This window comes from Pseudomonas sp. PGPR40 (assembly GCF_022014505.1).
Taxonomy (GTDB): domain Bacteria; phylum Pseudomonadota; class Gammaproteobacteria; order Pseudomonadales; family Pseudomonadaceae; genus Aquipseudomonas.
On record NZ_JAKLSP010000039.1, the window covers coordinates 21,155 to 35,110 of the forward strand.

Consider the following 13,956-nt stretch of genomic DNA (forward strand, 5'->3'; position numbering starts at 1 on the left):
GTGAAGCCGTATTCGCTGGCAAGCCAGCTCCTACACCAATGTGGGTATACCGGCATTTTGTGAACACCGCCGACCCCGTAGGAGCCGGCTTGCCGGCGAAGGCGTTTTCATGGGCGGTGCATGACGTGAGGCTGCCTTCGCTGGCAAGCCAGCTCCTACACAAGCCGGCTCTTGCGCAAGCCAGTTCCTACAGCTTTTGCAGTTCCTGCGCCACTGCGTTGACCGTTTCGGTGATTTGCTCCCGGGTGTGCAGGCATGACATGAAAAATCGCACACGCGCCGATTTCTCGGGTACCGCCGGATGAAGAATCGGTTGGGCGTTGATGCCACGACGGGACAATGCGCTGGACAGCTGGGTGGCCTTGAGCGAACTGCCGGTGATGATTGGCACCACCGCCAGCCCCGTGCTGGTGCCGGTGTCCAGCCCCGCGTCCCTGGCCAACTCGAGAAATTGCCTGCCACGGGCCTGCAAGGTGGCAACGCGCTCGCCATCCTCGGGTAGACAACGCAAGGCTGCCAACGCTGCCGCAGCCACCGGTGCCGGCATGCCGACGCTGTAGAGAAAGCCCGGCGCCAGGAACTTGAGGTGTTCGACCAACGCAGACTCACCGGCGATGTAGCCACCGCAACTGGCCAGGCTTTTACTCAAGGTGCCCATCCAGATATCCACGTCACTGCCGGCCAGACCGAAATGCTCGCGAATGCCCTTGCCGGTCTGCCCCATGACGCCCAGCGAATGCGCTTCATCAACCATCAGCAACACTTGGTGTTTGTTCCTGAGTTCGACGAAACGAGGCAAATCAGGGAAATCGCCATCCATGCTGTAGATGCCTTCGATCACCACCAGCACACGCTCGAAATGCTGACGCTGATCGCTCAGCACCCGATCAACCGCTTCCCAATCGTTATGGGCAAAGCCGAGGCGCCGGGCACCGGACAACTGGATCCCCTGGAGAACGCTGTTATGGATCAGTTCGTCATGCAGGATCAAATCCCGCGGACCGAACAGATAACCGATGGTGGTCACGTTCGTCGCATGACCGCTGACGAAGGTAATAGCGTCGTCCACCTCATAGAGCCGGGCCAGTTCCTGTTCCAGTTCGCGATGGATCGGACGATCCCCCGACACCGGACGGCTGGCCGAAACCGAGGTCCCATAACGATCAATGGCCGCTTTGGCGGCTTCAGCGACAACCGGGTGACCTGAGTAGCCCAAGTAGTTGTAGCTTGCGAAGTTCACGTAGCGGCTACCGCCCATGACGGTTTCTGCCCCCGCCAGGCCTTCGTGCAACTTGAAAAACGGATTGGTCAGGCCGAAGCGCGCGGCGCCGTCGAGCATAAGGCGCAATTGCTGATAACCAGGGTGCAGATCGAATCGGCAAAATTGCGCGAAACCCTCGCCCGGAGTGCCTTTGACGTCCTTCAGCGAAGGGCTTGGGGCGCCATCGCCGATCTTGCGCATACGCCTTTCCAGGGCCTGCTGAATCAGCTTGTCCTTCATCGAAGTGGCAAGCCCGGGTGTCGTTTTAGTGGTCATGGGCCGGATCAATCAATCAAACGTGAAGGTTTCGAAGTCTGGGCGTCGAGCCCGTCACTCAACTGCGCGATGTCGTCACGGGAAAGGTCGACTCCGTGGCGAGAGAACGTATCGCTCGCCAGTGCCTGCAAGCTATTTCCATTCTCCGGTTGCACATCGCAATCCTGATTGCCGCGCAGCAGTTCGAGGATTCGAACGGTGATCTTGCCGATGCTTGAGGCTTCGCTAAGTTCCATCACCGGTAGACGCACACCGAATCGCTCCTCGACAGCCACCACCAGTTCGACACTCATCAGCGAGTCCAGCCCCAACTCTTGAAGCGGGCGCGAGGCGTCCAGCTTGCTGGTTGGCAAACGCAGAATTTCACTGATTTCCTGCTTGAGCATTTCACTGAACAGTTCGATCAGCTCGGGGTCGTCCATTTCTGCCAACAACCGCTGGATATCATCGACATCGCTTTCCTCGTCCTGCTCACCACCGTGCAACCTCGCCAGCTCATTAAACTTGGGTGAGCCGGCGGCCGGCAGGAATCGCGACAGCGCTTTCCAGTCCAGTTCAAGCACGCCGAGCCCCGAACGCCGTTGCAATAACAAGCGCTCCAGGGTCTGCAGTGCCGCTTGCGACTGCAAGGCAGCACCGCCCATGCGACTTTGCAGGGCGTCTTTGATGTCTTGGTTGCGAGCCAGGAACCCCGCATCATCGATGGCCCCCCAGAGTACGCTGGTGGCTGGCAGCCCCAGTGCCAGCCGATGACGCGCCAACGCTTCGAGCCAATGGTTGGCGGCGACGTAGTTGGCCTGCCCCGGGTTACCGAACAAGGTCGTGGCCGAGGAAAACAGCACGAAGAAGTCCAGTGGCAAATGGGCCGTCAATTCATGCAGGTATTGCGCGCCTTTGGCCTTGGGCTCGAGAACGCGCTGCAATTGCTCGCGGGTCAGGTTGCGGATCAAGCCGTCATCGAACACCGTTGCCGCATGCACCACGCCACGCAATGGCCGGGCGCTGGCTTCGATGCGTGACATGACGGACGCCAGTTGCGCGGCGTCGGTGATATCGCAGGCCAGCGCCTGGACCTCGATCCCTTGTTCGCGCCACAGCGCCAGCGCGGGTTGCGCCTCTTCAGTCGCGGCACCGCGACGGCCCAGCAGGACCAGGTGACGCGCACCTTTTTCCACCAGCCATTGTGCAGTGCGCAGGCCAAAACCGCTGAGCCCGCCGGTGACCAGGTAGGTGGCGTTCGCGGCCAACGTCAATGCCCGCGGTTGCGCGACCGGCGCGCTGACAACACCCTGGATCGGCGTGCGATACGTCACGACGATCTTGCCGATCTGTCTGGCCTGTTGCATGTAGCGGAAGGCTTCGACGACTTCATTGGCATCGAAGGCGCGATACGGCAATGGGCTCAGAATCCCGTCGCGGAACAACGCCATCATTTCGCCAAACAGCCGACGGGTCAGTTGCGGGCGCTCGCTCATCAGCTGGTCGGCATCGATGCCGAAGTAGCTGATGTTATTGCGGAACGGGCGCAGGCCGATCTTGGTGTTCTGGTAAAAGTCACGCTTGCCCAGTTCGAGGAAGCGGCCAAACGGTTTGAGTACCCGCAGGTTGCGATTGATCGCCTCGCCCGCCAGGGAGTTGAGTACCACATCCACGCCGCGGCCATCGGTGATGCTCAGGATGTCCTCGGCGAACGCCAGCGAACGCGAGTCGAAGATATGCTCGACGCCCATCAGGCGCAGGAAATCGCGCTTCTCGTCGCTGCCCGCCGTGGCGTAGATTTCAGCGCCGCACCATTTTGCAATCTGGATCGCGGCAATGCCGACGCCGCCCGCTGCACCGTGAATCAGGATTTTCTCTCCCGGCTCCAGGCGCGCCAGGTGATGCACGGCGTAATACACCGTGAAGAAAGTACTGGGGATGGTCGCCGCCGCTTCGAAGGACATGCCTTCAGGAATACGCGCCACCGCGTTGGCATTGGTGATCAGGCGATTGGCGAAGCTCGACGGACCAAAACCGACGACACGGTCGCCCGGCTGGAAATCACCCTCGACCAATGCCCCTTTACCACGCACCACACCGGCAAATTCGAAGCCCAGCGTCGGCCCGGAGAAACCATTTTCGATCGCTTCATCGGACAGCAGACCCAACGCATACATGACATCGCGGAAGTTCAAACCGGTGGCCTGCACCTCGATATCCAGTTCATCGTCGGCCGGCACTCGCGGCGCGCGTGCTTCCCAGCGCAAGTTGCGCAGTTGCCCAGGCAAATCGAAGCCGAGTTTGACCTGCGTCGGCGCATCCGGCAGCGCATGACCTGGCAACTCATCGGGCTGGACTCGCAGCCGTGCGACATAACGATCGCCCGCCGCGCTGACGGCCAGTTCGGTTTCTTCATCAACATTGAGCAGCGCTGGAACCAGGGCCTCGACGCCGGCGCCAGGCGCCAGATCGAGCAGACGGACACGACAGCTGACCGCTTCGTTGGTCAAGGTCCGACCGAAGCCCCACAAGGCAGCATCGGCGATCGCTTGCACAGTCGTTTCCCGGTGGGCGCCCTGAGGTAACAAATGCACGGCGGCGCCTGAGGTCAGCAACCAGCAATCCGCAGCGACGCCGGCTGACTCACAGGCTTGAGTGATGGCGGCGGCGAGCATGCAGCGGTCAGCCTGCGCATCCAGCCCTTCGGAGGCGAACAACCCGGCCAGCATCACAATGTGTTGAGGCGCCACTGGACATTCACGTAACTGTTGCGCAAGCACCAACGCCGAGTCAGGTGCAAGCAGCGCCACCTCTTGTCCTTGCGCACGCAACAGCGAGGCCAATGCCTGGGCAAACGGGGCTTCAGGTCCTTGCTCGTCGGCTACCAGCAACCAGCTTTGGCGCGGACATTCAGGGGCAATCGCGGGAGCCTTCGCGCCCTCTTCGGCGGCCAGCAACAGGTAGCTGCCGGACGCCGAGCCAGGAATCAACTCCAGGGGTTCGGACACCTTCAGGCCATGACGCCGCAGTTCCTGTTGCCAGAATCCCGGCGTCTGTTGTACCGATAATGCCTGTAGCTCCTGTCGGGCCAGCCACCAGGAAGGCTCGGCACCGAAGGTGAAATCAGCCCAGCGCGCGGGATGCTGCGCCAGCAGCAGCACTTCGCCATTGGCACACAGCCTTGCAGCGCCATGGCGCAAGCCTTGACTGATGGCTTCCAGCGGTGCCAGGTCGGTGGCGACGAGGATCAGATCGAAGTCGTTGGCCGGCGTCCGAGCGAGTTTTTCCGACGCTTCCAGGGTCAGGATCTGAAGATCCGGAAAGTCAGCCTGGAGCATCGATGCCGTTTCAATGTTCTGCGCCGAATACTGATAATCGACCCGGTCGAAATTCAGGCCGACACACAGGTCTGCCGCCAGCGGTGCGCCCTCGAAACCAAGCTCGAGGATACGCAGGCGCTGCCCCTCGGGCAGAACGCTCAAGCGTTGGGCGACGTGTTCTCGCAGGCTACCCAGCAACGCCTGCTGACCAGCCGCACCGAGAACCAGACGGGTCAATACGGCGGGAGTGGTTTCACGTGGCAGCAGTTGCGCAAGGCTCACCTGGCCGCTGATCAACTCCAACAGGTGCATGCCGATCCGGCCGACCGAATGAATGATCTGGAAGTGCTCGGGATAACTGCTGAACAGCGCCTGCCAGATGGCTTGCGCACTGGCTCGCTCGCCTTGATCGGCAAGCTGCCAGCCGCCATTGTCGATCGCGATCAGGCCGCCATCCTCCACCGCCTGCTCAAGCAGATGGTCAAGATAATGTCCTGCTTCCCAAGTGGAGCGCTGCTGCAGTGTCAGCTCACCGCCCAGTTTCTCGATGGCTTCCAGCAGGAAGCTGCCACACAGACCGTCGAGCAAAGGGTCGATTTCATCGGCATAACGGGCCAACCCCGGATCATCGGCGATAGCGCCAAGGTGCTCGCGCAGCGGCGTCTCCAGCCGCGAACCGACCCATGGCAATGCGCGTTCATTGGCAGGATAAGGTTTGGCCACCCCGACAAAGTCCACCAGTTTGATGTCGCCACTGCGATCCTTGTGCAGCCGGACACCACGGAAACGGGCGTCCTCGATGCAGATGACCGCGCGTCCATGGACGTCGTACAAAGTGAAGTCCGCCAGCAGGGAATGCGCCGAGCGTCGCACCAGCGTGACTTGGGCCAGGCAAGGCGGCAGGCTGCCGGCAGCGAAGCTGATACGGCCCAGTTTCACCGGGATAAAGGCCAGGCCGGTGCGGCTGTCGGCCTCCTGGCTCAACAACTGGGTAATCAGCTGGAAAGCACTGTCCAGCAATGCCGGGTGCAGATTCAGTGTGGCCAGTTCAGCCTCGATCGGCGCCGGGACCGTCAACCGCGCCACCACCTGGTTGCCATCGATCCAGCCGGCCTCGACCGCTTGATACGCCGGGCCATAATTGAGGCCGACCGCACGGGTCAGCGTCAGGTGTTCTGCCATGGTGAAGTCAGGCGCGCGTGCCGGCAAAACCGGAGCAGTACAGGCCAGCCTTGCGCCGCGTGCTTCACCGGGAATCCTTGCAACCACATGCTGCACCCACGGTTCAGCCTGGGCCGTGCTGCGCGACACGATGGAAATGGCACCGTCGGTGCTGTCGATCATCACCCGGACTTTTTTGCTGAAATCCGCATGCAGCAAGAGCGGGCTGTGAATCTCCAGCTCTTCGATTTCCACATACGCACCGGGTTGATATTGCAGTGCAGCAGCTAGCGCGAGCTCGGTGAAACCTGCGCCCGGAAACAACACCGAATCGCCCACCTTGTGGTCACCCAAGGACGGGAACAATTGCGTATCCAGGCGATTGTCCCAGGTGAACTCATGCTCGTGCAGCGGGTAGCCCAACAGCGGATGAACGCGCTCCCGGCGCAGGTTGCCGGAAGACTCGGGGGTGTCCGCGTGCCAGTGACGTTCGCGCTGCCAGGCATAATTTGGCAATTGCACGAAACGGCCGGTGTGGGGAAACAGGCACTGCAGGTCAATGTCGACGCCGGCAATCAGCACCTTCGCCAACGTTCGATCAATCAACTGCGGGGTTTCTTCGCCACGCAACAGCGTCGGGATCACAACACCTTGCAGTTCCTGGCTGGCCATTGCATCGGCCACATAGGCACGCAGGATCGGGTGCGGCCCGACCTCCACGAATACGTTATAGCCCTGCCCGGCCAGCGCCGTACTGGCGGACTCGAACAGTACCGGGTAACGAATGTTTTTCCACCAGTACCCGGCGTCCAGGTATTCGCCGGCCAACACATCGCCGGTCACGGTCGAATACATCGGTATCGCGGCGGGCCCCGGAACGATATCGCTCAACACGTCGATGACCTGATCGGCAATCACCTCCATGGCCGGCGAGTGGAACGCATAATCGAGACCCAGGCGACGAACGAACACCTGACGCTCGGCCAGCGCCTGCTCCAGAATGTCCAGCGCGGCCACGGGACCTGCGACGGTTGCGCCCTTGAAACTGTTCTCGCCGGCGACCACCAGTTCGCTGTCCAGGCCGAGCGTCTGCAACAGGCTCGCCGTGTCTGCACCAGACAAGCCTACCGCCGACATCTTGCCGCTGCCCTTGGTCAAGCCTTGCAGGCGACTGCGATGATAGATCACACGTGTGGCGTCGTTCAGCGTCAGCGCACCGCAGGCCCAGGCGGCAGCGACTTCACCCACGCTGTGGCCAATGACGGCCACCGGCACGACGCCTTTTGCGGCCAGCATGCGGGTGACACCCACTTGCAATGCAAACAGCGCCGGTTGCGCAAACTCAGTCAACTGATAACGCTCATCGCCCAACTCGCCCGCCAGTTCGGCGATCAACGAATAGCCCGATAGCGGTTGAAAAATAGCATCCAGCTCGACAAGCGCCTGATGGAAAACCGGGTCGGCCAGCAATGACTTGCCCATGCCCTGCCACTGCGATCCATTACCGGAGAAGATGAACACCGGCCCTTTGGCCTCATCCAGGGCACGACCGCTTTCCAGCACTGTCGACAATGCCGGAACGCCCGGTTCCGTGGCGAAGTCCAGTAGCGCCTGAGCACTGCGCTGTGCATCGCAGCCGAACACCACAACCCTTTGCGGGTGCAACTCGCGGCGGAACATCGACTGGTAAGCCACGTCGTAGAGGTTTGCCGCGTCCGGACTGCTAACGCATTGCGCGACCTGTTCGGACTGGGCCGCCAGGGCTGCGCTGTCTTTGGCCGAGACCATCAGCGGCACTGCCCACGCCGGTTGGCTCGAGGCCTGTGGCGCTTGTGGCGGACTTTCCAGGATGACGTGGGCGTTGGCCCCGCCGAAACCGAAAGAGTTGACCCCGACCACCAGTTTTCCACTGGGTTTGAGCGCCTGGGTTTCGGTGACCACACTCAGGTTGAGGTCGGCGAAAGGAATGTTCGGATTGAGTTTCTTGATGCCGATGGTGGCCGGCACCTTGCGTTCGATCACGCAGTACAACGCCTTCATCAAGCCCGCGACACCCGAGGCTGCCTCAAGGTGCCCGATGTTGCTTTTGATCGAACCGATCAGCAGTGGCTGATCCGCCGGGCGCTGCTGCCCCAGAGCCTCCCCGATAGCCCGGCTCTCGATCGGATCACCGACTGGCGTGCCCGTACCATGAGCCTCCAGGTAGTCAATGTCTGCCGCACTGATGCCGGCACTGTCGTAGGCCTGCTTCATCAGGGCAATCTGCGCATCCGCACTGGGGACGGTCAGACTCGACTTTCGCCCATCGGTATTGGCCGCACTGCCGGCAACCACCGCGAGGATCTGGTTACCGTCCTCGATCGCCTTGGCGTAATCCTTCAGGTAGAAAAGTCCCGCGCCTTCAGAACGGACATAACCGTCGGCAGACTCATCGAACACATGGCATTGCCCCGTGCGCGACAGCATTGAAGCCTTGGAAAAAATCAGGAAGCCGAAAGGATGAAGATGCAGACTGACACCGCCGGTAATCGCCTGGTCGATGTCGCCGTTCTGAATGGCCTGGCAAGCCTGGTGAAAGGCAATCAGGGAAGAAGAGCACGCCGTGTCGATGGCCATGCTCGGACCTTGAAGGTCATAAAAGAAAGACAGGCGGTTGGCCGCGATACTGAAGGTATTACCGGTGGCGGTTGCTGCATCGATCGTCGACATGTCATGCGCCAGGCGATAGCCATAGTCGACACTGGCAATCCCCAGGTAAACACCGCAATCGCTGCCACGCAGGCTCGACGGTTTGACCCCGGCGTTCTCGAACACTTCCCAGCCCAGCTCCAGCAACAGCCGCTGCTGAGGGTCCATGACCGCCGCTTCACGAGGAGAAATATTGAAGAACCCGGCGTCGAACGTGGAAATATCACCCAGGGAACCTGAGGCAAAGGTGTAGGACGTTGCAGGATTAGCCTTGTCCGGGTGCAGAAACTCGTCCTTGGACCAGCGAGAAAAATCCGCTTGGGTGATAAAGCTCTGCCCATCCAGCAGGTGCGGCCAAAAAGTTGCAGAAGTGGAGCCTGGAAAACGGAACGACGTCCCTATGATTGCAACTTTCTTACGCATTGCGACTAACCCTTTTCATCCCCAGCCCCTTTCCAAAGGCTGAACAACAATCCAATCCCATTAATGTAAATGCTGGAAATCCGGCAATACTTTGCGTGCTAAGTAACTTTTCAAACCCTGACCGTAGATAACATCCTACGCAAAATAGCGGCGAATCATACGCGCCGACCCGATTAAGGGGAACCTGAAAAGTTCAACTGCGAGAGGTCTATTTTTTCAATTCACGCTGTGAATTTGATACACACGTCAGGCTCTTGAAAAAAACATTCAACCAAACCGCTACGCCGCCGATAACGCCTGAAAGCCTTGCGGATTGAAAAAGCCATGCGTAACAACCAGCCCATTACACAACGCGAACGGACCTTCCCGGCTCAGCAACGGTTGATTTCCACCACCGATGCCAAGGGCGTGATCACCTACTGCAACGACGCTTTCGTCGAAATCAGCGGGTTTTCTCGTGAGGAGCTGATCCGTGCGCCGCATAACCTGGTTCGTCACCCTGACGTCCCGGCTGCGGTATTCGCGCACATGTGGGGCACTCTGAAACAAGGCTTGCCATGGATGGGCATTGTCAAGAATCGCTGCAAGAACGGTGATCACTATTGGGTTAACGCCTATGTCACACCGGTGTACGACGGCAATCAGGTGATCGGTTACGAGTCGGTGCGGGTCAAACCCACCGCCGAACAGATCCGCCGTGCCGAAGCGCTCTACCAACGCATCAACCAGGGCAAGTCAGCCGTTCCTCAAACGGATAAGTGGCTCCCGGTGCTTCAAGACTGGCTGCCGTTCATTCTGGTCAGCCAACTGAGCTTCATGATCGGCGCCTCGCTCAACTCTCAATGGGGTTTCGCCCTCGCGGCCGGCCTCTCGGTGCCGCTGGGTTTGATGGGCTTGAGCTGGCAACAGCGCGGGATCAAGCGCTTGCTGCGCCTGGCCGAGCAGACCACGTCCGACCCGTTGATCGCGCAGATGTACACCGACAGTCGCGGCGCCCAGGCACGCCTGGAGATGTCGATCCTCAGCCAGGAAGCACGCCTGAAAACCTGCCTGACCCGTCTGCAGGACACCGCCGAGCACCTGACCGAACAAGCGAAACAGTCCGACACCCTGGCCCACAACAGCTCCACCGGCCTGGAACGTCAACGCGTCGAAACCGAGCAAGTGGCGACCGCCGTGAATCAGATGGCTGCCACCACTCAGGAAGTCGCCAGCCATGTGCAGCGCACCGCTGACGCCACTCAAGAAGCCAATCGCCTGACCGGCCGCGGTCGCGACATCGCCGGGGAAACCCGCGAAGCCATCCAGCGCCTGTCGGTTGTAGTCGGTGAAACCGGCCTGACAGTCACGCAGCTGGCCAAGGACAGCGATGAAATCGGCGGTGTAGTTGACGTGATCAAGGGTATCGCCGACCAGACCAACCTGCTGGCCTTGAACGCCGCGATTGAAGCCGCGCGTGCCGGCGAGATGGGCCGTGGTTTTGCGGTGGTGGCCGACGAAGTACGCCAATTGGCGCAACGCACCAGCGAATCCACCGGACAGATTCACGCGCTGATCGCCAAGCTGCAACAAACCGCCAGCTCGGCGGTGCAGACCATGGAGACTGGCCATCGCCAGGCCGAAGAAGGTGTGGCGCGGGTATTGGAAGCGGATCAGGCGCTAGTAGGCATCAGCGAAGCGGTGGCCAACATCACCGACATGACCACCCAGATCGCTGCCGCCACCGAAGAGCAAAGTGCAGTGGCCGAAGAAATCAGCCGCAACATCAGCAACATCTCGCAACTGGCGGACCAGACCTCGGAACAGGCACAGCACTCGGCGCTGTTGAGTGAAGAACTGACCAAGACCGCGAATACCCAGTATTCGTTGGTGGAGCGATTTAATCGCTGATTGTTGGGCCCCTCCTGATCGTTCCCACGCTCCGCGTGGGAATGCCTCAATGGACGCTCTGCGTCCGCTGTTGGGACGCGGAGCGTCCCAGGCTGCATTCCCACGCGGAGCGTGGGAACGATCACTGACCTAGAAACGTAGCCACCCTGCCCGCCGCAGCCGCCAAATGCTGCTCATGCATATACCCCGAAGCCTTCAAAGGCTTCAAATCATGGTCCGCCGCCGCCAGCCAGAACACCTCGATACTCGGCGCCAACGTGTAAGCCTCGACGGCCGCCCGATTACCCAACGCATCCCGCTCCCCTTGCACAATCAACGTCCGGGTCTTCAGCGCCGCCAAATGCTCGACCCGCGGTTTCTCCGGTTTACCCACCGCATAAAACGGATACCCCAGGCACACCAGCGCATCCGCGCCCAACTCATCGGCCAACAAACTCGCCATCCGCCCGCCCATGGACTTGCCGCCAATGGCCAGCCGCCCAGCGACATGGCGTCGCACCACGGCATACACCTCGCGCCAGCATTCCTGCAGTTTGGGTGCCGGATTCGGGGGACGTTTACCGCCATCGACACGCCGCTGCGCCATGTACGGAAACTCGAAGCGCAGCACATTGACCCCATGCGCAGCAAGGCGCGCGGCCATGTCGTTCATCCAGTCACTGTCCATCGGCGCACCGGCCCCATGGGCCAGAATCAGCGTCGCCGAGGCCGGCGCTGTGGCGGCATTCCACAACCATCCATGATCCCGCACACATCGCAGCCATTGATCCCCGTCAATACTGGCCTTGTGCTCTTTGTCCATGCTTGCCTCGCTTTTAGTCTGCCTATAACTCCAGACGAAGGAAGCGTCTGCCGTGCGGCTTACTCGCAAAGACAGGCCCTCACTTCGGCTGAACCGTGGATGGGGAACCATGAACACTTCTATCAGTACCGCCTACAACTACAAGGTGGTCCGCCAATTCGCCATTATGACGGTGGTGTGGGGCATCGTCGGCATGGGGCTCGGGGTTTTTCTCGCCGCCCAGTTGGTCTGGCCCGAACTCAACTTCAATCTGCCGTGGACCAGTTTCGGCCGGTTGCGCCCGCTGCACACAAACGCGGTGATCTTCGCTTTCGGCGGCTGCGCCCTGTTCGCCAGTTCGTTCTACTCGGTACAACGCACCTGCCAGACCCGGCTGTTCGCGCCGAAAATCGCCGCGTTCTGTTTCTGGGGCTGGCAGCTGGTGATTCTCTTGGCGGCCATCAGCCTGCCACTGGGTTACACCAGTTCCAAGGAATACGCCGAACTGGAGTGGCCGATCGACATCCTGATCACCATTGTCTGGGTGGCCTATGCCGTCGTGTTCTTCGGCACGATCATGCAGCGCAAGACCAAGCACATCTATGTCGGTAACTGGTTCTTCGGTGGATTCATCATCACCGTGGCGATCCTGCACATCGTCAACAACCTGGAATTGCCGGTGAGTTTCACCAAGTCCTACTCAATGTACGCCGGTGCGACCGATGCCATGGTGCAGTGGTGGTACGGACACAACGCCGTAGGCTTTTTCCTCACCGCCGGTTTCCTCGGGATGATGTACTACTTCGTGCCGAAACAGGCCGAGCGTCCGGTGTATTCCTATCGCTTGTCGATCGTGCACTTCTGGGCGCTGATCACCCTGTACATCTGGGCCGGTCCGCACCACTTGCATTACACCGCGCTGCCGGACTGGGCACAGTCGCTGGGCATGGTGATGTCGCTGATCCTGCTGGCGCCAAGTTGGGGCGGGATGATCAACGGCATGATGACGCTCTCGGGCGCCTGGCATAAGTTGCGCAGCGACCCGATCCTGCGTTTCCTCGTGGTCTCGCTGGCGTTCTACGGCATGTCGACCTTCGAAGGGCCGATGATGGCGATCAAAACCGTCAACGCCCTCTCCCACTACACCGACTGGACCATCGGCCACGTTCACGCCGGCGCGCTCGGCTGGGTGGCGATGATTTCCATCGGTGCCATCTACCACATGGTCCCGAAAGTCTTCGGTCGCACGCAGATGCACAGCATCGGCCTGATCAACGCGCACTTCTGGCTCGCGACCATCGGCACCGTGCTGTACATCGCCTCGATGTGGGTCAACGGCATCGCCCAGGGCCTGATGTGGCGCGCGGTCAACGAGGACGGCACGCTGACCTACTCCTTCGTCGAAACCCTGGTGGCTAGCCACCCCGGCTTCGTCGTGCGACTGGTGGGCGGCGCGATCTTCCTCAGTGGCATGTTCCTGATGGCTTACAACACCTGGCGCACCGTGCAGGCCTCGCAGCCTGCCGAAGCCGCCGCTGCCGCGCAGATCGCCTGAGGAGTCCGCCATGAAACACGAAACAATCGAGAAAAACGTCGGCCTGCTGATGTTGCTGATGGTGCTCGCGGTGAGCATCGGCGGCCTGACCCAGATCGTCCCGCTGTTCTTTCAGGATGTGACCAATAAACCGGTGGAAGGCATGAAGCCCTACACCGCGCTGCAACTGGAAGGTCGCGACATCTATATCCGCGAAGGCTGCGTCGGTTGCCATTCGCAGATGATTCGCCCGTTCCGCGCCGAGACCGAACGCTATGGCCACTACTCGGTGGCCGGTGAAAGCGTCTGGGATCACCCGTTCCTTTGGGGCTCGAAACGCACCGGGCCGGACCTGGCGCGCGTGGGCGGTCGCTACTCCGAAGACTGGCACCGCGCGCATTTGTACAACCCGCGCAACGTGGTGCCGGAATCGAAGATGCCGGCCTACCCGTGGCTGGTCGACAACAAGGTCGATAGCAGCCACACCGAAACCAAGATCCGCGCCATGCGCACCCTCGGCGTGCCGTACACCGACGACGACATCGCAGGCTCAGTCGCCTCGCTCCAGGGCAAAACCGAAATGGATGCGCTGGTCGCCTACCTGCAAGTGCTCGGTACTGCCATCAAGAGCAAGAGGTGAGTC

The 13,956-nt window shown here is 60.7% G+C and carries 6 protein-coding genes; 3 read left to right on the forward strand and 3 right to left on the reverse strand.

Going from position 1 to position 13,956, the window contains the following annotated elements:
* Window positions 1-187: 187 nt before the first annotated feature.
* Both MEB48_RS26250 and MEB48_RS26255 read right to left on the reverse strand, forming a co-directional pair.
* Complete coding sequence (locus MEB48_RS26250; protein WP_237886699.1) at window positions 188-1,537, reverse strand: aminotransferase class I/II-fold pyridoxal phosphate-dependent enzyme; 1,350 nt, start codon at window positions 1,535-1,537, stop codon at window positions 188-190.
* An 8-nt stretch (window positions 1,538-1,545) separates the two neighbouring features.
* The gene (locus MEB48_RS26255; RefSeq protein WP_237886700.1) at window positions 1,546-9,108 is read right to left on the reverse strand and encodes a type I polyketide synthase; all 7,563 of its coding nucleotides are present in this window, start codon (window positions 9,106-9,108) and stop codon (window positions 1,546-1,548) included.
* 324 nt (window positions 9,109-9,432) lie between these two features.
* Between MEB48_RS26255 and MEB48_RS26260 the strand changes: the two genes are divergently transcribed.
* Window positions 9,433-10,998, forward strand: coding sequence for a methyl-accepting chemotaxis protein (locus tag MEB48_RS26260; RefSeq protein WP_237886701.1), 1,566 nt, complete (start codon window positions 9,433-9,435; stop codon window positions 10,996-10,998).
* A 121-nt stretch (window positions 10,999-11,119) separates the two neighbouring features.
* Here MEB48_RS26260 and MEB48_RS26265 read toward each other — a convergent pair whose 3' ends face one another.
* A complete protein-coding gene (locus tag MEB48_RS26265) occupies window positions 11,120-11,800 on the reverse strand; it encodes an alpha/beta family hydrolase (RefSeq protein ID WP_237886702.1) in 681 nt (226 codons plus the stop codon).
* A 109-nt stretch (window positions 11,801-11,909) separates the two neighbouring features.
* Here MEB48_RS26265 and ccoN point away from each other — a divergent pair, with 109 nt between their 5' ends.
* Window positions 11,910-13,334: a cytochrome-c oxidase, cbb3-type subunit I gene (ccoN, locus tag MEB48_RS26270; protein WP_237886703.1), complete on the forward strand. Its 1,425-nt coding sequence runs from the start codon at window positions 11,910-11,912 to the stop codon at window positions 13,332-13,334.
* A 10-nt stretch (window positions 13,335-13,344) separates the two neighbouring features.
* The gene (ccoO, locus tag MEB48_RS26275; protein ID WP_052965446.1) at window positions 13,345-13,953 is read left to right on the forward strand and encodes a cytochrome-c oxidase, cbb3-type subunit II; all 609 of its coding nucleotides are present in this window, start codon (window positions 13,345-13,347) and stop codon (window positions 13,951-13,953) included.
* Window positions 13,954-13,956 lie beyond the last annotated feature (3 nt).

What these genes read in the sequence shown, in the direction of transcription:
- MEB48_RS26260 (WP_237886701.1), top strand. Translation starts at nt 9,433, where the DNA reads ATGCGTAACAACCAGCCCATTACACAACGCGAACGGACCTTCCCGGCT.
- ccoN (WP_237886703.1), top strand. Translation starts at nt 11,910, where the DNA reads ATGAACACTTCTATCAGTACCGCCTACAACTACAAGGTGGTCCGCCAA.
- MEB48_RS26255 (WP_237886700.1), bottom strand. Translation starts at nt 9,108, where the DNA reads ATGCGTAAGAAAGTTGCAATCATAGGGACGTCGTTCCGTTTTCCAGGC.
- ccoO (WP_052965446.1), top strand. Translation starts at nt 13,345, where the DNA reads ATGAAACACGAAACAATCGAGAAAAACGTCGGCCTGCTGATGTTGCTG.
- MEB48_RS26265 (WP_237886702.1), bottom strand. Translation starts at nt 11,800, where the DNA reads ATGGACAAAGAGCACAAGGCCAGTATTGACGGGGATCAATGGCTGCGA.
- MEB48_RS26250 (WP_237886699.1), bottom strand. Translation starts at nt 1,537, where the DNA reads ATGACCACTAAAACGACACCCGGGCTTGCCACTTCGATGAAGGACAAG.